Annotated in this window: 19 protein-coding genes; 15 read left to right on the top strand and 4 right to left on the bottom strand. The window is 69.3% G+C overall.

The annotated features are described in order from the left end of the window. The first annotated feature begins 23 nt into the window (after positions 1-23). From pstC to pstB, 3 genes are read left to right on the top strand one after another with little or no spacing between them, the layout of a single operon-like run. Positions 24-932: a phosphate ABC transporter permease subunit PstC gene (pstC, locus tag EEJ31_RS05345; RefSeq protein ID WP_123045341.1), complete on the top strand. Its 909-nt coding sequence runs from the start codon at positions 24-26 to the stop codon at positions 930-932. Then, a complete protein-coding gene (gene pstA / locus EEJ31_RS05350) occupies positions 932-2014 on the top strand; it encodes a phosphate ABC transporter permease PstA (protein ID WP_123045264.1) in 1083 nt (360 codons plus the stop codon). The genes pstC and pstA overlap by 1 nt, the downstream gene beginning before the upstream one ends. 13 nt (positions 2015-2027) lie before the next feature. Continuing rightward, positions 2028-2807 (top strand): phosphate ABC transporter ATP-binding protein PstB, encoded by a 780-nt coding sequence (gene pstB, locus EEJ31_RS05355; protein ID WP_123045265.1) that lies wholly within the window; start codon positions 2028-2030, stop codon positions 2805-2807. A gap of 409 nt (positions 2808-3216) precedes the next feature. Here the strand turns inward: pstB and EEJ31_RS05360 are convergent, their stop codons facing one another. Both EEJ31_RS05360 and EEJ31_RS05365 read right to left on the bottom strand, forming a co-directional pair. Further along, positions 3217-4029: a Bax inhibitor-1/YccA family protein gene (locus EEJ31_RS05360; protein ID WP_123045266.1), complete on the bottom strand. Its 813-nt coding sequence runs from the start codon at positions 4027-4029 to the stop codon at positions 3217-3219. Positions 4030-4192: 163 nt separating this feature from the next. Then, positions 4193-4531 (bottom strand): tryptophan synthase subunit alpha, encoded by a 339-nt coding sequence (locus tag EEJ31_RS05365; RefSeq protein WP_123045267.1) that lies wholly within the window; start codon positions 4529-4531, stop codon positions 4193-4195. A gap of 312 nt (positions 4532-4843) precedes the next feature. Here EEJ31_RS05365 and EEJ31_RS05370 point away from each other — a divergent pair, with 312 nt between their 5' ends. The 5 genes from EEJ31_RS05370 (at position 4844) to EEJ31_RS05390 (ending at position 9379) form a co-directional block, all read left to right on the top strand. Next, positions 4844-5077: a type II toxin-antitoxin system CcdA family antitoxin gene (locus EEJ31_RS05370; RefSeq protein WP_123045268.1), complete on the top strand. Its 234-nt coding sequence runs from the start codon at positions 4844-4846 to the stop codon at positions 5075-5077. Further along, a complete protein-coding gene (locus EEJ31_RS05375) occupies positions 5070-5495 on the top strand; it encodes a type II toxin-antitoxin system VapC family toxin (protein ID WP_123045269.1) in 426 nt (141 codons plus the stop codon). Before EEJ31_RS05370 ends, EEJ31_RS05375 begins: the two co-directional genes overlap by 8 nt. A 7-nt stretch (positions 5496-5502) precedes the next feature. After that, positions 5503-7953: an ATP-dependent helicase gene (locus EEJ31_RS05380; RefSeq protein ID WP_123045270.1), complete on the top strand. Its 2451-nt coding sequence runs from the start codon at positions 5503-5505 to the stop codon at positions 7951-7953. Then, positions 7953-9047 carry an FUSC family protein gene (locus tag EEJ31_RS05385; RefSeq protein WP_123045271.1) on the top strand — a complete coding sequence of 365 codons (1095 nt, stop codon included), beginning with the start codon at positions 7953-7955 and terminating at the stop codon, positions 9045-9047. The genes EEJ31_RS05380 and EEJ31_RS05385 overlap by 1 nt, the downstream gene beginning before the upstream one ends. An 80-nt stretch (positions 9048-9127) precedes the next feature. After that, positions 9128-9379, top strand: a complete 252-nt coding sequence (locus tag EEJ31_RS05390; protein WP_123045272.1) for a hypothetical protein — start codon at positions 9128-9130, stop codon at positions 9377-9379. Between the two features lie 78 nt (positions 9380-9457). On the opposite strand, the gene EEJ31_RS05395 is transcribed toward EEJ31_RS05390, so the two are convergent. Further along, complete coding sequence (locus tag EEJ31_RS05395) at positions 9458-10168, bottom strand: VIT1/CCC1 transporter family protein (protein WP_123045273.1); 711 nt, start codon at positions 10166-10168, stop codon at positions 9458-9460. Positions 10169-10378: 210 nt separating this feature from the next. On the opposite strand from EEJ31_RS05395, the gene sucC reads away from it, so the two are divergent. The 7 genes from sucC to EEJ31_RS05430 all read left to right on the top strand — a co-directional run bounded on the left by sucC (position 10379) and on the right by EEJ31_RS05430 (position 20555). Then, on the top strand, positions 10379-11548 hold the full coding sequence (gene sucC / locus EEJ31_RS05400) for an ADP-forming succinate--CoA ligase subunit beta (RefSeq protein ID WP_123045274.1): 1170 nt from the start codon (positions 10379-10381) through the stop codon (positions 11546-11548). A 12-nt stretch (positions 11549-11560) separates the two neighbouring features. Beyond that, on the top strand, positions 11561-12448 hold the full coding sequence (gene sucD / locus EEJ31_RS05405) for a succinate--CoA ligase subunit alpha (RefSeq protein ID WP_123045275.1): 888 nt from the start codon (positions 11561-11563) through the stop codon (positions 12446-12448). A gap of 276 nt (positions 12449-12724) precedes the next feature. Next, positions 12725-13960, top strand: a complete 1236-nt coding sequence (locus EEJ31_RS05410) for a cell division protein PerM (RefSeq protein ID WP_123045276.1) — start codon at positions 12725-12727, stop codon at positions 13958-13960. 25 nt (positions 13961-13985) lie between these two features. Then, entirely contained in the window at positions 13986-14579 is a 594-nt protein-coding gene (gene purN / locus EEJ31_RS05415) for a phosphoribosylglycinamide formyltransferase (RefSeq protein ID WP_123045277.1), read from the top strand. Continuing rightward, on the top strand, positions 14576-16261 hold the full coding sequence (gene purH, locus EEJ31_RS05420) for a bifunctional phosphoribosylaminoimidazolecarboxamide formyltransferase/IMP cyclohydrolase (protein WP_123045278.1): 1686 nt from the start codon (positions 14576-14578) through the stop codon (positions 16259-16261). The genes purN and purH overlap by 4 nt, the downstream gene beginning before the upstream one ends. 659 nt (positions 16262-16920) lie before the next feature. Further along, positions 16921-18753 carry an ABC transporter ATP-binding protein gene (locus EEJ31_RS05425; protein ID WP_123045279.1) on the top strand — a complete coding sequence of 611 codons (1833 nt, stop codon included), beginning with the start codon at positions 16921-16923 and terminating at the stop codon, positions 18751-18753. Further along, entirely contained in the window at positions 18750-20555 is a 1806-nt protein-coding gene (locus tag EEJ31_RS05430; RefSeq protein WP_123045280.1) for an ABC transporter ATP-binding protein, read from the top strand. The genes EEJ31_RS05425 and EEJ31_RS05430 overlap by 4 nt, the downstream gene beginning before the upstream one ends. A gap of 72 nt (positions 20556-20627) precedes the next feature. Here EEJ31_RS05430 and EEJ31_RS05435 read toward each other — a convergent pair whose 3' ends face one another. Then, positions 20628-20957, bottom strand: coding sequence for an MGMT family protein (locus tag EEJ31_RS05435; protein ID WP_123045281.1), 330 nt, complete (start codon positions 20955-20957; stop codon positions 20628-20630). Positions 20958-20962 lie beyond the last annotated feature (5 nt).

Genomic DNA, 20962 nt, shown 5'->3' on the forward strand with positions numbered 1-20962 from the left:
ACACAGCAGCCAGGACGCCCATCATGCAAAGCCGAGGCGACCGGGCCTTCTCCTCCCTGGCCCTCATCGCCGGGACGACGATCCTCGTCATCCTGGGCGCGGTGGCGCTCTTCCTCGTGGTCCAGAGCATCCCCGCGCTCGTCGCCGGTTCGGCACAGCTTCCCGGTGAAGCGGCGAACTTCTGGGCCTACGTCTGGCCGCTCGCGTTCGGGACGATCTGGGCGGCCCTGATCGCCCTGGTCATCGCGACTCCGCTCGCCATCGGCATCGCCCTCTTCATCTCGCACTACGCGCCGCGCCGGGTTGCGCAATCGCTCGGATACGTCATCGACCTGCTCGCCGCGGTGCCGTCGGTGGTCTTCGGGCTCTGGGGCATCGTCGTTCTCGCACCGTTCGTGCAGCCGTTCTACCGCGGCCTGTCCGAGAACCTCGGATGGATCCCGCTCTTCGCCGGCCCGGTGTCGGGCACCGGCCGCACCATCCTCACTGTGGCGATCGTGCTCGCGGTCATGGTCCTCCCGATCATGACGGCCATCTGCCGGGAACTGTTCCTGCAGACCCCCCGCCTCCACGAGGAGGCCGCCCTCGCCCTCGGCGCCACCCGGTGGGAGATGATCCGGATGTCGGTGCTCCCGTTCGCCCGCGCCGGGATCGTCTCGGCGCTCATGCTCGGGCTCGGGCGGGCGCTCGGTGAGACCATGGCCGTCGCCATGGTGCTGTCCCCGGCGCTGGTCGTCAACTTCTTCCTTCTCCACTCCCAGAACCCGAACACGATCGCGGCGAACATCGCGCTCCAGTTCCCCGAGGCATCCGGTGTCGGGGTCAACGCGCTGATCGCCTCCGGCCTCGTGCTGTTCGTGGTCACGCTCCTCGTCAACATGCTCGCCCGGTTCATCGTCGGCCGCCGCCGGGCCTTCTCGGGAGCGAACTGATGACCGCACTCACCGCATCCACTGCCAACTCGTTCAGCGCCGGGCGCCTGCCGCGCGGCAGCGCCTGGTGGCTGCTCGTGGCATCCTGGCTGGTCGTCTCGGCGGTGTTCGCGCTGCTCGCCGTCGCCGACCCGGCGGCCGGGTTCAACCCGGTCGGCGCGGTCTTTTTCGGCACCGTTCTCTTCGACCTGCTGCTGTTCGTGCTCTCCCTGCTCGTGGAGGGCAGGCGGCGCGCGGTCGACCGGCTGATCACGTCGCTCGTGGCGACCGCGTTCATCATCGCGCTGCTGCCGCTGGTGTCGCTGGTCTGGACCGTGCTGCAGAACGGCGGCGCGCGCATGATCGCACCCAGCTTCTTCACCGAGTCGATGCGCAACATCATCGGACCCGGCGGGGGAGGGCTGCACGCGCTCGTCGGCACGTTGGAGATCACCGGGATGGCCGCGCTCATCTCCGTGCCGATCGGACTGCTCACCTCGATCTACCTCGTCGAGTACGGCCGTGGCGCGCTGGCGCGCAGCATCACCTTCTTCGTCGATGTCATGATGGGCATCCCCTCCATCGTCGCCGGCCTCTTCGCGTACGCCCTCTTCGCCCTGCTGTTCCAGGACCCGGGCATCCGCAGCGGGTTCATCGGCTCGATCGCCCTCTCGGTGCTGATGATCCCGGTGGTCGTGCGCTCCAGCGAGGAGATCCTCCGCCTGGTGCCGAACGAACTGCGTGAGGCGTCGCTGGCCCTCGGCGTGCCGAAGTGGCTCACCGTGGTGAAAGTCGTGCTGCCCACGTCGCTCGCCGGCCTCACCACCGGCGTCATGCTCGCCGTCGCGCGCGTGATCGGCGAGACGGCGCCGCTTCTCATCGTCGCCGGCTTCACCGCCAGCATGAACTACAACCTGTTCGACGGTCGGATGATGACCCTGCCCGTCTTCGCCTACACCCAGTACGCGAACCAGGGACCTGACCCGGCGTCGTTCCTCGGTCGCGCCTGGGCATCCGCTCTCGCGCTCATTGCGATCGTGATGCTGCTGAACCTCGCCGGCCGAGTCATCGCATCCGCTTTCGCCCCGAAAACCCACCGCTGACCCGAGGAGCCCCGTGTCGAAACGCATCGAAGTCCGTGACCTGAACGTCTATTACCGGTCGTTCCTGGCCGTCGAGGACGTCTCGCTCGCCATCGAGCCGCGCACCGTGACCGCCCTGATCGGGCCGAGCGGATGCGGGAAGTCGACCTTCCTCCGCACGCTCAACCGCATGCACGAGGTGATCCCCGGCGCCCGCGTCGAGGGTGAGGTGCTGGTCGACGGCGACAACCTCTACGCCGCCGGGGTGGACCCGGTGCTGGTGCGCCGGCAGGTGGGCATGGTCTTCCAGCGCCCGAACCCGTTCCCGACCATGTCGATCCGCGACAACGTGCTGGCCGGGGTGAAGCTCAACAACCGGCGGATGCCCAAGGGCGACGCCGACGCGCTCGTGGAGCGATCGCTCGGCCACGCGAATCTGTGGAACGAGGTGAAGGACCGCCTCGGCGAGCCGGGATCGGGCCTCTCCGGCGGCCAGCAGCAGCGCCTGTGCATCGCCCGCGCCATCGCAGTCTCGCCCGACGTGCTGCTGATGGACGAGCCGTGCTCGGCGCTCGACCCGATCTCCACGCTCGCGATCGAAGACCTCATCGAGGAGCTCAAGCAGGACTACACGATCGTGATCGTGACCCACAACATGCAGCAGGCATCCCGCGTCTCCGACCGCACCGCGTTCTTCAACATCGCCGGCACCGGAAAGCCCGGCAAGCTCATCGAGTACGACGACACCCGCACCATGTTCTCCAACCCCCGCGTGCAGGCCACCGAGGACTACGTGAGCGGCCGCTTCGGCTGAGTCGCTGCGTTCGCTCACGTCCCGGACCGCGGCGCGCGAATAGGATGTGATCCTGAACATGAGTCTCTGTCGCCTTGAGGGGTGCCGGAGCGCTAACGAGTGGGCACTGATGAACTGGCGAACCCGGGCGGCTTCATCTGGAAAGCAATTCCCACTCACGGAAAGCCGGCCTCTTGTTCACCATCGCAGCGATCCTCGTAGTCGTGAGTTTGTTGACCCTGTCGACGTCGCCGTGGGTTTTCCCGCTTCTTGTGTCACTCGCCGTTGCCATGGCGCTCTTCGCGATCACGATGGCATTGGTCATACGCCGATACGCGCCGTAGTCGGGCGTCGATAGCGGCGCATCCCGAGTTCGGAGGCAAAAAGAAGGCCGGCCCCGAGGGGCCGGCCTTCTTCACGCGAGGGTTGTCTACCGGCGGGACAGGGCGAAGAGGCGCAGCAGTTCCACGTACAGCCAAATGACCGTCACCATGATGCCGAAGGCGCCCGACCAGCCGTAGACACGCGGGGCCCGGTTCTGCACACCGCGCTGGATGGAGTCGAAGTCGAGCACCAGCGAGTAGGCCGCCATGATCACGGCCAGAACGCCGATGACGACGCCGAACGGGATGCCGGTTCCGAAGAAGTCAGCGCTGCGCAGGCCGAAGGCGTTGTCTGTCACGCCGAAGGCCATCATGCCCACGTTCACGAGCGAGAACACCACGTAGCCGATCATGGCGATCATGAACACCTTGGTGGCCCGCTTCGAGGCGCGGATCTTTCCGCTCGCGAACAGGGCGAGCGTGACGCCCACGACCACGACCGTGGCCAGTGTGGCCTGCAGCACGACGCCGGGGTAGATCCGCTCGAAGATCATCGAGATGCCGCCGATGAACAGGCCTTCCACGGCGGCGTACGCGAGCACCAGGCCCGGCGACGGCTGCTTCTTGAAGATGTTCACCATGGCCAGCACGAAGCCGACGATGGCGGCCAGGATCGGGAGGAAACCGAACGTGGGCGTGAGGATCCACGAGGCGACCGCCGCGACGACGAGAATGCCGAAGCTCAGCGCCGTCTTCGCGATGGTGTCCTCGTAGCTCATCCGGCCGGTGTCCTGCGACCCGGCGGCCGGCGCGTTGTAGAGGTCGTTCAGCTCAGAGTCGGACAGCGTGCGGGTGGCGGCAGCGCTGCCGGGAGCGGCGAACGCGGGGTTTCGGGAGAATGCGGGATTCGTGCTTGCCATGGTTGTCTCACAGTCAGCTTGGTAGGCGGGCACCGGGTTGTCGGTACACACTCAATCTAGCGGAGATCGCATAACGATTGGCTGGGCATCCGGCTATAAAAATGCTGGTTACGGATGCCGTCGGCGGCCTGTCGGCGCCGCCCGCGCCGGGTTGGGGCGGGGTTCAGCGCTGGGCGTCGATCGTGCGCGGGGCGAGCAGCTCGTCGTGCCCCAGCATCCGCCACACCGTGGTCGTGAGCGCGGGGTGCTCGAGGGCGATCTGCCGAAGCACCCGGTACTCGCGCGTGGGCGAGGGATGCTGGCCGCCATTGGCGTTGATGGCGTCGGCGCGAAGCAGGTAGACCACCAGTTCGTCGACCGTCGGGAGCTCCTCCATGAACGCCCACGGGTCTTCGCCGGCGAGCAGGCGCTCGTGGATGACCGTGTCGAGCTCCTGATGGGCTTCGGCACGCAGCACCTCGAGGCTGGCCTTGCCTCGGGGTGCATCGGGATTCACGGTCACCCTCCGACCCTACGTCGAGCCTTTCGCATTCCTCAATCCGCTCGCCGCGACTCGCACGACCTTGTCAGGCCCCTCACTCACGAGCCTTGGCCGGCCGGCCGGCCGGCACGTGCACGTGCATAACTCCTTCGATCGGCGAATCGTCGCGTCCCGCATCTGGATGTTTTCGCCGCTGGTGCACATCGCCGAGCTCGTTCTGAAGGAGTTGCGCGCAGGTGCACGGCGAGGCGAGACGAGAGGGCTTCTGGTTCTGGCGCATCTTCGGGGTCCATAGGGCTGACTGAACATCCGCGGGTTGTGTATAGTGTGTGTATGGCTCGGCTGAACGTTCATGTGCCCGATGAGCTCGCCAAGCGGGCACGGGAGCGAGGTCTTAATGTTTCTGCGCTGACGCAGGAGGCCATCCGGAGCGAGTTGGAGCGCCACGCGGTCGACGCATGGCTCGACGACCTGCCTAGGCACACGCCACGCATCTCGCACGAAGCGGCACTGGACGCCTTGCATGCGGCGCGAGACGAGTTCGGGGAGAGCGCCACACATGGCTGATGTCGTCGTGGTCGACGCCTCGGTGCTTGTGGACCTGCTCGCCGACACCACGCATGCGGCCGCGGCCGCAGCCCGATTGCGCGGCATGGAACTCCACGCCCCGGCTCACTGCGATGCCGAGGTTCTCTCCGCACTCGGCCGGCTTCATCGTGCGGGTCTCCTCTCGGTCGAAGCAGTGGACGAGGCGCTCGAGCGCCTGCGAAAACTCCCCATGACCCGCCACCTGGTGATGGACCTACTGGCGGGGGCCTGGGAGCGCCGTGGCGACATCCGGCTTGTCGACGCCCTCTACGTCTCGCTCGCCGTTCGCTTGGGTGCGCCACTGCTGACGACCGACCTTCGACTGGCGAGGGCCTGGGACGGGGCCGAGGCGGTCGGCGCCTCGGAGGGCGATGTCAGGGGCAGCGATTACACTTGAGAGCGATATGACGACGCTCTTCGGCCCGGACCAGACCACCGCGAACGGAGTCTCCGGAGCGCCCGTGATCGTGCAGGAATCCGGGCGCGAACGCGGATCCGGTTACTCGCGCAGCTCGCTGCTCGACGGGCTCAACCCGCAGCAGCTCGAAGCGGTGGAATACCGCGGTCAGGCGCTGCTCATCATCGCCGGCGCCGGCTCAGGCAAGACCAGCGTGCTCACCCGCCGCGTCGCCAGCCTGCTCGAAAGCCGCGAGGCCTGGCCGAGCCAGATCCTCGCCATCACGTTCACCAACAAGGCCGCCGCCGAGATGCGCGAGCGCGTGGTCGCGCTCGTCGGCGACCATGCCAGGGGCATGTGGATCTCCACCTTCCACTCCGCGTGCGTGCGCATCCTCCGCGCTGAGGCCGAGCGGGCCGGCCTCAGCAGCACCTTCAGCATCTACGACTCCTCCGACACCCGCGTCACCCTGAAGCGCATCATCAAGGGCCTCGACGCCGACACCCTCGGCTTCACCCCGGCGAACGTGTCGGCCAAGATCTCCAAGCTCAAGAACGAGCTGGCGGATGTCGACAGTTACGCCCGCAATGCGAACATGAGCGACCCGCAGGAGGTCATGTTCGTCGAGATCTTCCGGCAGTACACGCAGCGGCTGCGCGCGGCCAGCGCCCTCGACTTCGACGATCTCATCGGCGAGACGGTCTATCTTTTCCGCGCCTTCCCCCGCGTGGCCGCGCTGTACCGGCGCCGGTTCCGGCACGTCCTCGTCGACGAATACCAGGACACCAACCACGCCCAGTACGCGTTGGTGCGGGAGCTCACCCGGCCCGTCGACGCGGAGCTCGCCGACGAACTCGAGGCGCAGGGGCTGCATGTGCGGAACGTGCAGGACTCCACCGGGGCGATCCCCGGGGCATCGCTCACGGTCGTCGGCGACTCCGACCAGTCGATCTACGCGTTCCGTGGCGCCGACATCCGCAATATCAGCGAGTTCGAACGCGACTTCCCGGGCGCGAAGGTGGTGCTGCTCGAGCAGAACTACCGCTCCACGCAGAACATCCTCTCCGCCGCGAACGCCGTGATCGGCAACAACTTCGACCGCAAGGAGAAGAAGCTGTGGACCGCCGGCGGCGACGGCGAGAAGATCGTCGGCTTCACCGGCTACTCCGGCCACGATGAGGCCCAGTTCGTCGCCGATGAGATCGAGGCACTGCACCAGGCCGGCACCGACTACCGCGACATCGCCGTGTTCTACCGCACCAACGCTCAGACGCGTGCCCTGGAGGAGATCCTCGTGCGGGCGGCTGTGCCGTACCGGGTGGTCGGCGGCACCAAGTTCTACGAGCGCGCCGAGATCAAGGATGCGATGGCCTACCTGATCGCCGTCGCCAACCCCGACGACGAGCTGGCGCTCCGGCGCATCCTGAACACCCCCAAGCGCGGCATCGGCCCTGCCACCGAGACCCAGCTCGGAAGCTTCGCGGCCGACAACGGCATCAGCTACCGGCAGGCGATGCGGGATGCCGCCGCGCTCGGGCTCGGCCCGAAGGTGACCAACGCGATTCTGCAGCTGGCCCGACTCCTCGACGAGGCGGCGCTCATGCTCGACCCGGCGAGCCCGGCCGGCGCGGCGAGCGTCTCCGACGTGCTCACCTTCCTGCTCGAGGGGAGCACCCTGCTGAGCGTGCTGCGCAGCAGCCGCGACCCACAAGACGAAGCGCGCGCCGAGAACATCGAGGAGCTCGTGGCGCAGACCAAGGACTTCACGCGGGAGAACCCCGACGCGGGTCTTGTCGACTTCCTCACCCAGGTCTCACTCGTGGCCGCCGCCGACGACCTCGACGACGCCTCCGGAACCGTGTCGCTCATGACCCTGCACACCGCGAAGGGACTGGAGTACAACGCCGTGTTCCTCACCGGCGTGGAAGAGGGACTGCTGCCGCACCAGATGTCGGCACACGAGCCCGGCGGCCCGGCCGAGGAGCGGCGCCTGTTCTACGTGGGAATCACCCGTGCGAAAAAGCGGCTCTACCTCTCCCTGGCGATGACACGGGCCCAGTTCGGTGACATCAACGTGGCCATGCCGAGCCGGTACCTGCAGGAGATCCCCGCCGACCTCATCGACTGGCGGCAGTCGCCGGGCATGGCGAACTCTCGCGGCGGCACGCAGTCGCGCGCGCTGAACGCCCGCCGCGACGGGTACGGCAAGCGCGAGCAGCAGGGCCTGCCGCCAGCCCCGAAGCCGAAGACCGAGTGGGCCAACCGGGTCACCGCGCAGGTGCGCGATAACGGTGACCTCACCCTGGAACCCGGCGACCGCATCCGTCACGTCGACTTCGGCGACGGCCGCGTGAACCAGGTCACCGGTGAGGGCACCAAGCGCATCGCCCACGTGCTGTTCGACTCGGCGGGCGCGAAGAAGCTCCTGATCAAGATCGCTCCCATCGAGAAACTCTGATGAGTAGCCGGCAGGACGACGAGCGCACGTCGCCGGAAAGCCTGCTGGACCGCATCCGCTCCCTGCGCGCCCTCGACATCGAAGTCGCGTCGAGGGCTGCGCTGGCGGCCGTCGTCCCGCTCGTGGTGCTGATCGCGATCGGGCACATCGAGTGGGCGCCCTACGCGTCGTTCGGCGCGATGACCGCGCTCTACGGGCGCAGCGAGCCGTACCGGATCCGGGCGCGCACGGTCACGGTCGCGGCCGTCGCGCTGGTGGCCAGCATCGCGCTCGGCATCGCGACGGCGCTCGCGTCGCCGTCGCTCATCGTGCTGGCTGCCGGGCTCATCGTCGTCATCGTGGCCGGCATCCTGCTGTCTGCGACCGCGGGCCTGTTCCCGCCGACACCGATCTTCTTCGTCTTCGCCTACACCGTATGCGCGCAGGTGCCGACCCGGGCCGCCGACGTCGGCCTGTTGCTCGCCGTCGCCGCGGCATCCGCTGCCTTCGCCTGGCTGCTGACCATGTCGGGCTGGGCGGTGCGGCGCGTGGTGGGGGAGCGGTCGGCGGACTGGTTCAAGGGCCTGCCGCGGCGGGGCGTCGTGAACCCGGTCGCCTACCGTGACGCCGAGGTGTGGCGCACCATCGCGCAGAACGTCGTGGGCGTGCTCATCGCGGGGGCTCTGGCGACGCTCGTGGGGATCGGCCACTCCTACTGGGCGGTCGTGAGCGTCGTGGCCGTGCTGCCGCCGCCCGGCGCCCGGCACTCCACGTCGCGGGCCTGGCACCGCATCATCGGCACCCTGCTCGGGGTCGTCGTGACCGGGCTGATCCTCCTCCCTGCTCCGCCGTTGGCCGTGCTCATCGTGGTCATCGGGATCGGCCAGTTCGGCGCCGAGATTCTCGTGGGCCGGCACTACGGCGCCGCCCTGCTGTTCATCACGCCGCTGGCGCTCACGGTGTCGCGGCTCGCCAGCCCGGTGCCGGTGTCCACACTGCTCTTCGACCGGGCCGTGGAGACCGCGCTCGGCGGCGGCATCGCGATCCTCATCGTGCTGTTCGCCCGCGCGCGCGCCGACCGCCGGGAGCGAGGCGCCGCCGGCATGCCCGCGTGAGCGTTCGCCCGGCAGGGTTGTCGGCACCCGGCGCCCGGCGTACCGTGGCGGGCAAGACATCGACATGAGGAGGCTGCACCATGGCGAGTGACCCTGATGGACTGTGGCCCAGGCTGGCCGACGAAGACATCGACGCCCCCGACGAGGAGCGCGAGGTGGATGACGTGGACGCGCCCGTCGACGAGGAAGCGGTCGTGGACCTCGACGAGCACCCGCGCATCGACGCCGACGACCGGCCGGTGGACATCGGCGACCGTGACGACGACGCCGACGAGCGCGTCGACGAGGACGAGCGCACCGGAGAGATCGACCTCGGCGACGAGGTGGTCTGACGCGGCCCCGCGAAACCGGAGTTGTGGTCGCAATGGCGCGGATAACGACCACAAGTCACGACTCGCGGTGAGGGCGGGCTACACCGAGACGCCGATGAGCGCGCCGATCGCGTAGGTCACCGCGAGCGCGAGCACGCCGCCGCTGACGACACGGGTGATCGCACGCGCCTTGCCGCTACCGCCGAGGTGGGCGCTCAGCCACCCGGTGATCACCAGGGCCGCCAGAACCGCGAGGAACGTCGCGGGGAGACGCCACGCCGGCGGCGGCAGCAGCACCGCGAGCAGCGGCAGTAGCGCCCCGATCGTGAACGACAGAGCGGATGCCAGTGCCGCATGCCAGGGATTCGACACGTCGTCCGCGTCGATGTGCAGTTCCGCCTCGAGGTGTGCGGCAAGGGCGTCGTGCTCGGTGAGTTCGAGGGCGACCTGCTTCGCCGTCTGCGGGGTCAAGCCCTTCGCCTCGTAGAAGCCCGCGAGCTCGGCGAGCTCCTGCTCGGGCATGCTCGCGAGCTCCTCGCGCTCCCGTGCGATCAGGGCGCGCTCGGTGTCGCGCTGACTCGACACCGAAACGTACTCCCCGAGGGCCATCGAGATGGCACCCGCGAGGAGGCTCGCGATGCCGGCGATCAGGATCGTGGCCGTATCGGAGGTGGCGGCCGCAACGCCGACGACAAGGGCTGCGACCGAGACGATGCCGTCGTTCGCGCCCAGAACCCCGGCGCGCAGCCAATTCAACCGCGCGTTGAGGCCGGTGGCGTGCGGCTCCGCAGCGTGGACCAGTTCGCTCATGTGATGAGCCAACCACGCGCGCGACGGCTCTGCCAGCAAGGTTTGGCTGTCCTACATTACGCGGCCCCGTCGCATCCGCACGCGGCCCCAAGCGTCTCGCGGTAGAGTTTAGACGGCCAGTTGTCTTGACGTCGAGCTAAATCCGGCACCGGCGGCTGTGCCCTTCACCCCCCATGCACGAACGCCATAGACGCGGATTGGAAGAGCAGCGTGGATCTCTACGAGTACCAGGCCAGAGACCTGTTTGAACAGTATGGAGTACCGGTCCTCCCGGGCATCATCGCCGACACACCGGAGGAGGTGCGTGCGGCTGCCGAGAAGATCGGTGGCGTCGTCGTGGTCAAAGCCCAGGTCAAGGTCGGCGGGCGCGGCAAGGCCGGCGGCGTGAAGGTCGCGAAGACGCCCGATGAGGCGGAAGAAGCCGCCAAGGCCATCCTCGGCCTCGACATCAAGGGCCACACCGTGGGCCGAGTCATGGTCGCCGGCGGCGCACGCATCGCGCAGGAGTTCTACTTCTCGGTGCTGCTCGACCGCGCCAACCGCTCGTACCTCTCGCTCACGAGCGTCGAGGGCGGCATGGAGATCGAGCAGCTCGCGGTGGAGAAGCCCGAGGCCCTCGCCCGCATCGAGGTCGACCCCATCACGGGCATCGACAACGACAAGGCACGCGAGATCGCGACCGCGGCCGGCTTCCCGGCCGAGCTCGTCGACAAGGTAGCGGATGTCTTCGTCAAGCTTTACGCGGTCTACACCGGTGAAGACGCCACCCTGGTCGAGGTCAACCCGCTCGTTCTCACCGAAGAAGGCGACATCATCGCCCTCGACGGCAAGGTCACCCTCGACGAGAACGCCGGCTTCCGCCACCCGAACCACGCCGAGCTGGAAGACGCCGCTGCCGCCGACCCGCTCGAGGCGAAGGCCAAGGAGAACGACCTCAACTACGTCAAGCTCGACGGCTCCGTCGGCGTCATCGGCAACGGCGCGGGCCTCGTCATGTCGACGCTCGACGTCGTCGCCTACGCGGGTGAGAACCACGGCGGCGTCAAGCCGGCCAACTTCCTCGACATCGGCGGCGGAGCATCCGCTGCGGTCATGGCCGCCGGCCTCGACGTCATTCTCGGCGACGAGCAGGTGAAGTCGGTGTTCGTCAACGTCTTCGGCGGCATCACCGCCTGCGACGCGGTCGCGAACGGCATCGTCGGAGCGCTCGAGTCGCTCGGCGACTCCGCCAACAAGCCGCTGGTCGTGCGCCTCGACGGCAACAAGGTCGACGAGGGCCGCCGCATCCTGACCGAGGCCAATCACCCGCTGGTGACCCTGGCCGCCACCATGGACGAGGGCGCCGCGAAGGCCGCCGAGCTCGCCAACGCAGCGAAGTAAGGGAATCCGAGAATGTCAATCTTCCTCAACAAGGACTCCAAGGTCATCGTGCAGGGCATCACCGGCGGTGAGGGCACCAAGCACACCGCCCTCATGCTGAAGGCCGGCACCCAGGTCGTGGGCGGCGTCAACGCCCGCAAGGCCGGCACCACCGTGACACACGGCGACGTCGAACTGCCCGTGTTCGGAACGGTCGCCGAGGCGATCGAGAAGACCGGCGCGGATGTCTCCATCGCGTTCGTGCCTCCGGCGTTCACCAAGGACGCCGTGATCGAGGCCATCGACGCCGAGATCCCGCTGCTCGTCATCATCACCGAGGGCGTTCCCGTGCAGGACTCCGCCGTGTTCTGGGCGTACGCCCAGGAGAAGGGCAACAAGACCCGCATCATCGGGCCGAACTGCCCCGGCATCATCACGCCCGGTGAGTCGCTGGTGGGCATCACCCCCGCCAACATCACCGGCAAGGGCCCGGTCGGCCTCGTCTCCAAGAGCGGCACCCTGACCTATCAGATGATGTACGAGCTGCGCGACCTCGGTTTCTCGACCGCCATCGGCATCGGCGGCGACCCGATCATCGGCACGACGCACATCGACGCGCTGGCCGCGTTCGAAGCCGACCCGGAGACCAAGGCGATCGTGATGATCGGCGAGATCGGCGGCGACGCCGAGGAGCGTGCCGCGGACTTCATCAAGGCCAACATCACCAAGCCCGTCGTGGGCTACGTCGCCGGCTTCACGGCGCCCGAGGGCAAGACCATGGGCCACGCCGGCGCCATCGTCTCCGGCTCGGCCGGAACGGCGCAGGCCAAGAAGGAGGCCCTTGAGGCCGCCGGTGTCAAGGTCGGCAAGACACCGAGCGAGACGGCCAGCCTGCTCCGCGAGGTCATCGCCGGGCTGTAGCAGACGCATCCGTTCGAAGGGCCCGCCGCGAACTGGCGGGCCCTTCGTCGATTCGGAGGCTTCCAAGGCGGCATGGATGAGGCGGCATACTGGAGTCATGGACCTCAACTTCTTCTTCCACGCGTTCCTCGTCACGTTCGGGGTGATCGGCCTGATCCTCGGCGGGGCCGCGGCGGTCTCGCTCGTCAGGGGCCCCTACCGCGACGGCAAGTAGTTCCCGGCCGCGCGGGGCGGCTCCGGTTCATGGTGCGGGTGCACCGGTAGGCTCGGAGGCCGATGAACCGCATAACCACCGTCCTGCTCGCCGCCCTCGAGGGGCTCATCGTCGCCGCCATCGGCCTCGGCGTGGCGCTCGTGCCCCTCACCATCCTCTGGGCGGCGCAGTTCAACCTCGCCATCGACTGGTTCGTGTTCTGGCGCGCCGCGGTCGACGTCTGGCTGCTGGGCAACGGCGCCGACCTCACGGTGCACCTGGGCGACCCCGTGGTCGGCACGCTGGGACTGCCCGCCGCGGGCGCTCCGTTCCCCATCACCATCGCGCTGCTCGGCTTCGCCGCGCTCGCCGCGGCGCTCGGGGTGCGCACCGGCCGCCGTGCCGCCGAGAGCCACCACCGACCGGTCGGGGTCACCGCGTCCATCGCCACCTACGCGGTCGTGGCCGCGCTCCTCACGCTGAGCGCCGACGGCGGGGGTGTGGTGCAGCCCGCGCCGCTGCAGGGCATCGTGCTGCCGACGCTCGTGTTCGGCGCCGGCGTGGTCTTCGGCGCGTGGGCGCTCCGGCCCCGCACCGCCACGGGCGAGCCTGCACCCCGCGACGACCAGCCGGCCGGGCGCATCCGCTCGCGGTTCGAGGCTCTCGACGAGAACACCCGGCATGCGATCCAGGCCGCCCTGCGCGGCGGGGCCGCCGTGTGCGCCGCCGTCATCGCGGTGTCGGCGCTCGCCGTGACCGTGCTCGTGCTCGCCCAGTACGGCACCGTCATCGGCCTCTACGAGACCGTGCAGGCCGGCGTGGCCGGGGGCATCGCCCTGACCGTGGCGCAGCTCGCCTTCCTCCCCAATCTCGTCGTCTGGGCCGCAGCCTGGTTCGTCGGCCCGGGATTCGCCCTCGGGGAGGGGTCGAGCGTGTCGCCCCTCGGCACCGCGCTCGGGCCGGTCCCCGGCGTGCCGATCCTCGGCATCCTGCCCCACGGCACCCTCGGCTACGGCTTCCTCGGCCTGCTGGTGCCGGTGCTCGCCGGGTTCGTGTGTGCCTGGCTGGCCGGCCAACGGATGCCGCGGTCCAGCCCCGAGCCCGGCCTCGGCCTGCAGCTGGCGACCGGCTTCGGGATCGGCCTCGTCGCCGCCGTGCTGCTCGGGCTTCTCGCCTGGTGGTCCGGCGGCGCGCTCGGGCCGGGTCGCCTCTCCGTGGTGGGCCCGAACCCGTTCCTCGTGGCGGGGCTCGCGTTCGTGGAGGTCGGCATCGCCGCGAGCCTCGGCGCCATCGCCGCCCGCCGCCGTGACCGTCGCTGACGCGGCCGGACGGTAGGCTCGAAGGGTGCTCTCACTCGTCGTGCTGATCTCCGGAGGCGGCTCCAACCTCCGTGCCCTGCTTGAAGCAGCCGAAGACGCCGAGTTCCCGGCCCGGGTCGTCGCGATCGGCGCCGACCGCGACGCCGACGGCCTCGACCTCGGCGAAGAGTACGGCATCCCCACCTTCACCGTTCCCTTCTCGTCGTTCCCCGACCGGGAGGCCTGGGGCGACGAGCTGCTGGCGCAGGTGCAGCAGTGGGAGCCCGACCTGGTCATCCTGAGCGGCCTGATGCGCCTGCTGCCCGCACGTGTGGTGCAGGCGCTGTCGCCCCGGCTGCTCAACACCCACCCCGCCTACCTGCCGGAGTTCCCCGGCGCGCACGGCGTGCGCGATGCCCTGGCCGCCGGGGTGCAGGAGTCGGGTGCCAGCATCATCGTGGTCGACGAAGGCGTCGATGCCGGTCCGATCCTCGCCCAGGAGCGGGTGGCGGTGTTGCCCGGCGACACCGAGCACTCGCTGCACGAGCGCATCAAGACCGTCGAACGCCGGCTGCTCGTGCAGGCCGTGCTCGACATCGCCAACGGAAACCTCGAACTCAAGGAGCAGTCACGCGCATGAGCAGCCACCAGGGCCCCGACCAGGTCGTTCGCGAGCGGGACGTCGTTCCCGTCCGGCGTGCGCTCCTCTCGGTGAGCGACAAGACCGGACTGCCCGAGCTCGCCCAGGCGCTCAGCGCGGCAGGCGTCGAGATCGTCTCGACCGGCTCGACGGCCGCGCGCATCCGTGACGCCGGCTTCGCCGTGACGGATGTCTCGTCGATCACCGGGTTCCCGGAATCCCTCGACGGTCGCGTGAAGACCTTGCACCCGGCCGTGCACGCGGGCATCCTCGCCGACCTCCGCCTCGAATCGCACGAGAAGCAGCTCGCAGACCTCGGCATCGCCCCGTTCGAGCTCGTCGTCGTGAACCTCTACCCGTTCGTCGAGACGGTCGACTCGGGTGCGGCAGCGGCAGAGGTGATCGAGCAGATCGACATCGGCGGACCGACCCTGGTGCGCGCATCCGCGAAGAACCACGCCAATGTCGCGATCGTCGTCGATCCGGGCAACTACGGCGAGATCATCGACGCCGTCGCCGCCGGCGGCACCACCCTGCGCCTTCGGCAGAAGCTCGCGTCCCTGGCCTTCGAGCACACCGCCGGCTACGACCTCAGCGTCTCGGCGTGGTTCGCGCAGAACATCGCCGACCCCTGGCAGGACGACACCGCGGCACTGGCGACCGACGACGAGATCCTGGACCAGTTCGACGCCGTGGTCGGCTCCCTCGGCGACGACGCCGGCCTGCCGTTCCCGGAGACCCTCGTGGTGGAGGCCTCCCGCGCGGCCGTGCTGCGCTATGGCGAGAACTCCCACCAGGCCGCCGCGCTCTACGTGGGCGACGGCGGGCAGGGCATCGCCCAGGCCACCCAGCTGCACGGCAAGGAGATGTCGTACAACAACTACGTCGACGCCGATGCCGCCGTTCGGGCCGCCTTCGACTTCACCGAGCCCGCCGTGGCGATCATCAAGCACGCCAACCCCTGCGGCATCGCCGTGGCCGAGGCGGGCGCCGGCGACGCGATCGCCTCCGCCCACGCCCGCGCTCATGCCTGCGACCCGGTGTCGGCCTACGGCGGTGTGATCGCCGCGAACCGCACGGTCAGTGTGGCGATGGCCCAGACCGTGAGCGGCATCTTCACCGAGGTGCTCGTCGCCCCCGGCTTCGAACCCGAGGCGCTTGAGCTGCTGACGGCGAAGAAGAACATCCGCCTGCTGGAACTGCCCGCGGAGTACCGACGCTCCGACCTCGAGCTCCGCCAGATCTCCGGCGGTCTGCTGGTGCAGGAGCCCGACACCTTCGCGGGGTTCAGCTCCCAGGAATGGCGGCTCGTCTCCGGTGACGAAGCGGATGCCGCCACGCGCGCCGACCTCGAGTTCGCGTGGAAGGCGTGCCGGGCCGTGAAGTCGAACGCCATCCTGCTCGCGGATGCCGGGGCATCCGTCGGCGTTGGCATGGGCCAGGTCAACCGCGTCGACTCCTGCCACCTCGCCGTGAACCGGGCCGGGGAGCGCGCCTCCGGCGCCGTCGCCGCCTCGGACGCGTTCTTCCCGTTCGCCGACGGCCTGCAGGTGCTGCTGGACGCGGGCGTGCGGGCGGTCGTGCAGCCCGGCGGTTCGGTGCGCGACGAGGAGGTCGTCGCCGCGGCGACGGCCGCCGGCGTCACCATGTACTTCACCGGCGAGCGCCACTTCTACCACTAGCCTCGAGCCGTTCTCGCTGCGCGCGCTCGGCCTCCGTCGACCACGTTTCGGCGAGTCGCGCCCGCTTCCGCGGGTCGCGCCCGCTCCAGCGGTAGCGCGCCGCCGAAGGGGTAGCGGCGGCGGGTGCGTGGTGCCGCGCGTGGGCGGCGGCGGGTCTGCGCGGTGGCGAGCGGATGCTGTGCTGGGTGTTGCGGGCGGCATCCGTTGCCTGCGCCGACCTCATTTCGGCGAACCGCGCCCTCGTCCGCGGGTCGCACCCGCTCCAGCGGTAGCGCGCCGCCGAAGGGGTAGCGGCGGCGGGTCGGCGCGGTGGGGAGAGCGGATGCCGCGCGGGGGTGTTGCGCGGAGCATCCGTTCAGCCATATGCTGTAAGGCTGCCTGACCCGGGGGCACGGAAGACCACAGAAGCGCTCAGGAGGCCACGATGACATCGACACCACTGCTCACGATCGCCCCGTTCGCGACCGCCGGCACAGTGCTCGGCGCCTCCGCGGCTCGTCGGCAGGCGAGCTAGCCCAGAGCCTTCAGCGCCCAAAGCGCCGCACCACCGCACCACCGCATCCGCCTCGGCCGCCGTTTTCGGCGCGACCATCGGCGACCTCTTTCAACGAGCCCGTGAACATCCCCGGCCTCCGCACGCACATTTTCAGGACTGGACAATGACGGCCACCTCAGCCCACCCCCCACACGCGCCGCGTCGGAACACCTTCCAGACGCTCCTGCGCCTCTACCCCTATGCCAAGCCGGCCCTGCCGCGCATCTACCTCGGAATGGTGGCCGCGCTCCTGGCCGGCCTCGTCGCCCTCGCCATCCCGCAGGTGCTGCAGCGCCTGGTCGACGGCCCGCTGTCGCACCGCGACGCCCGCGACATCTGGCCGGCCGTGGCCCTCGTGCTCGTGCTCGGCGTGCTCGAGGCCGTGATGATCGCGCTGCGGCGCTGGTTCGTGCTGACCCCGGGCACGCACGTCGAGGCGCGCCTGCGCAACAGCCTGTACACGCGCCTGCAGGACCTTCCCGTGACGTTCCACGACCGCTGGCCGAGCGGGCAGCTGCTCTCCCGGGCGGTCAGCGACCTGAACCTGATCCGGCGCTGGATCTCCTTCGGCCTGGTGCTCTTCGTCGTGAACTTCCTCACCATCGTCGTCGGCTTCGCGATCCTCGTCGCCATGAACTGGATGCTCGGCCTGATCTTCCTCGTCTGCTCGGTCCCGCTGTGGGTCTACGGCTACGTGTTCGAGAAGAAGTACTCCGTGGTCGCCCGGCGCAGCCAGGACCAGGCCGGCGACCTGGCGACGGCCGTCGAGGAGTCGGTGCACGGCATCCGCGTGCTGAAGGCGTTCGGGCGCGGCAAGTACGCGCTGGCGAACTTCGAGTCGCAGGCGGAGAGCCTGCGCGGCACCGAGATCGAGAAGGCGCGGGCGATCGCCGGAATCTGGCTGTGGCTGCTGCTGGTTCCCGATGTGGCATTCGCCCTGTCGCTCGTCGCCGGCGTGTGGCTCGCCGGGCAGGGCGACCTCTCGGTGGGAGAACTCGTCGCGTTCTTCGCGACGGCCACGGTGCTGCGGTTCCCGATCGAGTCGATCGGGTTCCTGCTCTCGATGACGTTCGACACGCGCACCGCGACGGATCGCTTCTTCGACATCCTCGACGCGCCGAACACGATCACCGACCCGGCGCATCCGCTGACGCTGGCGGAGCCGCGCGGTGAGCTCGCGTTCAACGACGTGCACTTCCGGTACCACGACTCCCCGGAGCGCTTCCCCGACCTCCTCGACGGCGTGGACCTCGTGCTCCAGCCGGGGGAGACCATGGCGCTCGTGGGGCTGACCGGCTCCGGCAAGTCAACGCTCACCTCGCTCACCACCCGGCTCTACGACGTGACGGGCGGGTCGATCACGCTCGATGGCGTGGATGTGCGCGACTTCAGCCGTGAGGAGCTGCGCACGCACCTGGCGATGGCGTTCGAGGACGCGACGTTGTTCTCGGCATCCGTTCGCGACAACGTGCTGCTCGGCCGGCCCGAGCTCGCCGAGCGCAGCCCAGAAGCGGATGCGGTGCTCGCCGAGGCGCTGCAGGTGGCGCAGGCCGGGTTCGTGCACGACCTGCCCGAGGGCGCCGACACGAAGGTGGGCGAAGAGGGCATGAGTCTCTCCGGCGGGCAGCGACAGCGCCTCGCCCTGGCTCGCGCCGTCGCGGCCGCCCCCGCGGTGCTCGTGCTGGACGACCCGCTGTCGGCCCTCGACGTCGACACCGAGGCGCTCGTGGAGGAGGCGCTGCGGCGCGTGCTGGCGTCGACGACCGCGCTGATCGTGGCGCACCGCCCGTCGACGGTGATGCTGGCCGACCGGGTGGCGCTGCTGGAGAACGGCAGGATCACCGCGGTGGGCACCCATTCCGAGCTGCTCGCCACGAACGAGCACTACGCCTTCGTGATCTCGAGCCTCGAGGACGAAGAACGACGAGAGTCGCGCCGATTGGAGGACTCGCTGTGAGTGTGACCGGAGTTCAGGGTGAGGAGCGCGACGACTTCACCAAGAGGGAGAGCGCCCAGATGCGCGGGCGCTCGCTGCGCCTGCTCGGTTCGCTGCTGCATCCGCTGCGCTGGCGGGTGGGCCTGGCCATGCTGGTCGTCGTCGTGTCGACGGGCGCGCAGGTGGCGGGCCCGGCGCTGATCGCGATCGGGATCGACCGCGGGCTGCCGGCGCTGCTCGACCAGGACTGGGTGCCGCTCGCGGCCACCGGGGCCGTCTACATCGTCACCGGCGTCGTCGGGGCGCTCCTCATCGCCTGGTACACGGTGCTCTCCGCGCGCATCAGCCAGGCGATCCTCATCGACCTGCGCAAGCGGGTCTTCCTGCACACGCAGAAGCTGAGCCTCGAGTTCCACGAGTCGTACACGTCGGGCCGCATCATCTCCCGGCAGACCAGCGATATCGACGCGATCCGGGAGCTCCTCGACGACGGCATCAACCAGCTCGTGCAGGGCGTGCTCTACATGGTGTTCACGGCCGTCGCGCTGTTCGCGGTCGACGGGGTGAGCGGGCTCGTGCTGTTCGTCTCGCTCGTGCCGCTCGCGGTGCTCACCCGCTGGTTCCAGGTGCGCTCGCAGAAGCTGTTCCGGCAGTCGCGCGTCGCGTCGGCCCGCATGATCGTGCACTTCGTCGAGACCATGACCGGCATCCGTGCGGTGAAGGCGTTCCGCAAGGAGAAGCGCAACGAGGCCGAGTTCGGCCGGCTCGTCGAGGAGTACCGCGACGTGAACGGGCGCGTCATCCAGCTGTTCGGCATCTTCGACCCGGGCCTGGTGCTCATCGGCAACGTCACGGTGGCGATCGTGCTGCTCGTTGGCGGGTTCCGGGTAGCGGATGACCAGCTCACCATCGGCGCACTGCTGGCGGCGTTGCTCTACACGCGTCGCTTCTTCGACCCGATGGAGGAGATGGCGATGTTCTACAACTCCTACCAGTCGGCGGCGGCGGCGCTGGAGAAGATCTCGGGCGTGCTCGAGGAGCGACCCGGCGTGCCCGACCCGGTGCAGCCGGTGGACCTCTGGACCGCGCGCGGAGAGGTGCGCTTCGAGAACGTGCAGTTCGCCTACAAGACGGACCGCGTCATCCTTCCGCAGTTCGACCTGGTGATGCCGGCCGGGCAGACGATCGCGCTCGTCGGGTCGACGGGCGCCGGCAAGTCGACGCTCGCGAAGCTCATCTCGCGGTTCTACGACCCCACCGAGGGGCGCGTGCTGCTCGACGGGGTGGACCTGCGCGACCTGCACCCGAAGGACCTCCGCCGCGCGATCGTCATGGTGACGCAGGAGGCGTACCTGTTCAGCGGGTCGGTGGCCGACAACATCGCCATCGGCAAACCGGATGCGAGTCTCGAGGAGATCCAGCGCGCGGCCCGGGCGGTGGGGGCGCACGAGTTCATCGAGGCGCTGCCCGACGGGTATGACACCGATGTGAACAAGCGCGGCGGCCGGGTGTCGGCGGGGCAGCGCCAGCTGATCTCGTTCGCGCGGGCGTTCCTGGCCGACCCGGCGGTGCTGATCCTCGACGAGGCCACCTCGTCGCTCGACATCCCGAGCGAGCGGCTGGTGCAGGAGGGGCTGCAGACACTGCTGGCCGACCGCACGGCCGTGATCATCGCGCACCGGCTGTCGACCGTGGCGATCGCCGACCGCGTGCTCGTGATGGAGCGCGGGGTCGTGGTGGAGGACGGTTCGCCGGACGACCTCATCGGCGGGACGGGCCGGTTCGCGCAGCTGCACGCGGCCTGGCGCGACTCGCTGGTGTAGCTCCGGCTTGTGAGGGGTCAACATTTCCTAGTGGCAGAGCGGTCACACTAGGAAGAGTTGGCCCCTCACGCGTCACTCGCCCGGCGACCAGCGGGCCGACGCGTAGTCGACGCGGTAGGCATCCGTTGTCGCAACGGATGCCGGCACCAGCGGCGTGCCCTCGGCCCGGTAGTGCTCGAGGGCGCGGTTCTCGTGGCACACGGGCGGATGCCCGCCGGCGCGGATGACGCGCCACCACGGCACGTCGGAGCCGTAGCGCGCCATCACCTGGCCGACCACGCGGGCCCCGCGGGAGCCGAGCGTGGCGGCGATGTCGCCGTACGTCATGACGCGCCCCGGCGGGATCGCGTCGACGATGTCGAGCACGTGCGCGACGAACTCGCTCTCGGGGCTGAGTGCCATGGCCG

It is taken from the genome of Cryobacterium tepidiphilum, from assembly GCF_003716325.1.
GTDB lineage: Bacteria > Actinomycetota > Actinomycetes > Actinomycetales > Microbacteriaceae > Cryobacterium > Cryobacterium tepidiphilum.

Coding starts and splice junctions, on each gene's coding strand:
- pstC (WP_123045341.1), top strand. CDS start 24: ATGCAAAGCCGAGGCGACCGGGCCTTCTCCTCCCTGGCCCTCATCGCC.
- pstA (WP_123045264.1), top strand. CDS start 932: ATGACCGCACTCACCGCATCCACTGCCAACTCGTTCAGCGCCGGGCGC.
- EEJ31_RS05360 (WP_123045266.1), bottom strand. CDS start 4,029: ATGGCAAGCACGAATCCCGCATTCTCCCGAAACCCCGCGTTCGCCGCT.
- EEJ31_RS05370 (WP_123045268.1), top strand. CDS start 4,844: ATGGCTCGGCTGAACGTTCATGTGCCCGATGAGCTCGCCAAGCGGGCA.
- EEJ31_RS05375 (WP_123045269.1), top strand. CDS start 5,070: ATGGCTGATGTCGTCGTGGTCGACGCCTCGGTGCTTGTGGACCTGCTC.
- EEJ31_RS05380 (WP_123045270.1), top strand. CDS start 5,503: ATGACGACGCTCTTCGGCCCGGACCAGACCACCGCGAACGGAGTCTCC.
- EEJ31_RS05385 (WP_123045271.1), top strand. CDS start 7,953: ATGAGTAGCCGGCAGGACGACGAGCGCACGTCGCCGGAAAGCCTGCTG.
- EEJ31_RS05390 (WP_123045272.1), top strand. CDS start 9,128: ATGGCGAGTGACCCTGATGGACTGTGGCCCAGGCTGGCCGACGAAGAC.
- EEJ31_RS05395 (WP_123045273.1), bottom strand. CDS start 10,168: ATGAGCGAACTGGTCCACGCTGCGGAGCCGCACGCCACCGGCCTCAAC.
- sucD (WP_123045275.1), top strand. CDS start 11,561: ATGTCAATCTTCCTCAACAAGGACTCCAAGGTCATCGTGCAGGGCATC.
- EEJ31_RS05410 (WP_123045276.1), top strand. CDS start 12,725: ATGAACCGCATAACCACCGTCCTGCTCGCCGCCCTCGAGGGGCTCATC.
- purH (WP_123045278.1), top strand. CDS start 14,576: ATGAGCAGCCACCAGGGCCCCGACCAGGTCGTTCGCGAGCGGGACGTC.
- EEJ31_RS05425 (WP_123045279.1), top strand. CDS start 16,921: ATGACGGCCACCTCAGCCCACCCCCCACACGCGCCGCGTCGGAACACC.
- EEJ31_RS05435 (WP_123045281.1), bottom strand. CDS start 20,957: ATGGCACTCAGCCCCGAGAGCGAGTTCGTCGCGCACGTGCTCGACATC.